The sequence below is a fragment of the Flavobacterium cupreum genome (assembly GCF_003996965.1).
Taxonomy (GTDB): Bacteria; Bacteroidota; Bacteroidia; order Flavobacteriales; family Flavobacteriaceae; genus Flavobacterium; species Flavobacterium cupreum.
Genome location: NZ_QWDM01000098.1, coordinates 1 through 399 on the forward strand (window position 1 = coordinate 1; position 399 = coordinate 399).

General features: G+C 55.6%; 1 pseudogene. It reads right to left on the reverse strand.

The features are described 5' to 3' along the window. Positions 1-399 (reverse strand): annotated as a pseudogene (locus tag D0817_RS25810) (ISNCY family transposase); the annotation flags it as partial.

Sequence of the window (399 nt, forward strand, 5' to 3'; positions counted from 1 at the left end):
GTCCTTTTTTTTTACCAGGGCGTGGCCGGCGTCCACGACCAACTGGTTGACCTCGTCGAGCAGCTCCGGCGTGAGCCGGCTGACGTTGTCCTTGAGCGTTTGGAAATGATAAAGCGAACTGTCGTATTCGCCGTGTCCGAGCACCGCGCGCAGTGTCTTGTGTTCGTTGGTTAATTCCAGAAGACGGTCGTAATCGATGTTCAGGTCGAGCCTCACCGTGCCGAGCACGAAGGCCGACCACAACGGCATCCCGGGGCGACCATTGCCCTTGTTCACCTTTGGCGCGAACCGTTTTTCGAGCAGCGCGAAAATATTTTTTCGCAGCGGCGCATCCATGTACAAAAACTGCAGTCCCCTCAAAATCTTTGGGATGTCGTCGCGCGACTTGAGGTTGAATGT